Raw genomic sequence first — 1,596 nt, forward strand, 5'->3', positions numbered from 1 at the left:
GCAACGGGAACTTACTATGTATCTCAGACTTTAAATAGCTGTGAAAGTACAAGGACAGCGGTTAGCGTTACAATCAACACTACAACTGCACCAACGGCATCTGCACAAACATTCTGTAACAGCGCGACTGTGGCAAGCCTTGTGGCAAACGGTACTTCATTAAAATGGTATTCTGTGGCTACAGGCGGAACACAGCTGTCTTCGACTGCTTCGTTATCAAATGGAACCTATTACGTTTCTCAGACATTAAATAGCTGTGAGAGTACAAGAACAGCGGTAGGTGTTATGATTTACTCAACCGATGCACCGGTATCTTCTGCACAAATATTCTGTACAGGTGCTACTGTAGCCGATCTTTTTGCTACGGGTACTGATATTAAATGGTACGTTCTTGCAACAGGCGGTACGCAATTGGCGACAACTACCCCACTTGCAACAGGCACTTATTATGTAACACAAACTGTGAATTCATGTGAAAGCTGGAGGCTTCCTGTAAGTGTTACTACTTATACCCCTACAACCCCAACAGCATCGGCACAGGCATTCTGTAATGGTGCAACCGTGGCAAGCCTTGTGGCTACAGGCACAAACCTTAAATGGTATGCTACAGCTACAGGAGGAACTCAACTGGCTTCTACAACTGCACTTGCAACAGGTACGTATTATGTATCTCAAACGCTTAACTGTGAAAGTCCAAGGACTGCTGTGAGTGTTGTTATAACTACCCCTGCTGCACCAACCGCTGCTGCACAAACGCTACCTGAGGGAAGCACCGTGTCTAACTTAACCGCTGCCGGAAATAACCTACAGTGGTATGCAGGTGCTACAGGTGGTTCGGCATTAACTGCCACTGCTACGCTTACAACAGGTACTTACTATGTATCGCAAACAGTTAACGGATGTGAGAGTACAAGGACTGCAGTTGCGGTAACAATTAATGCGGCAACAACACCTGCCCCTACAGCTTCGGCACAAACTTTCTGTAACGGTGCAACGGTTACCGAACTTACTGCAGTAGGCACTTCGCTTAAATGGTACAGTGTGGCAACAGGTGGAACGCAACTGGCTTCTACTACTGTTTTAACAACAGCGACCTATTATGTATCGCAAACAGTAAATAATATTGAAAGCCCAAGGACAAGTGTGGCAGTAACAATAAACACTACTCCAACAGCATCGGCTGCTAACCAGACATTCTGTGGTACAGCAACAGTTGCTGACCTGGTAGGAGTGGGTACTAACCTTAAATGGTACAGCCTTGAGGGTGATGAAGGTGCATTAGCTCCTACTACTCCGCTAACAACAGATACTTACTTTGTAACACAAACCATAAACGGTTGTGAAAGTGCCTCTGTTCCATTCTTGGTTACTGTAAACAGGACTCTTGTTCCAACGGCATCTGCACAGACATTCTGTAATGGTGCAACGGTAGCAAACTTAGCAGCTAACGGTACTTCACTAAAATGGTACTCAGTAGCAACGGGTGGTACTCAATTGGCAGCAATAACTACACTTGCAACGGGAACTTACTATGTATCACAGACATTAAATAACTGTGAGAGTACAAGGACAGCGGTTGCAGTTACAATCAATACT

General features: G+C 45.2%; 1 pseudogene. It reads left to right on the forward strand.

Features of this window, described 5'->3' with window-relative positions:
- Window positions 1-1,596, forward strand: a pseudogene (locus tag GR160_RS19220) (hypothetical protein); the annotation flags it as partial.

The sequence above is a fragment of the Flavobacterium sp. Sd200 genome (assembly GCF_009826935.1).
Classification (GTDB): Bacteria; Bacteroidota; Bacteroidia; order Flavobacteriales; family Flavobacteriaceae; genus Flavobacterium.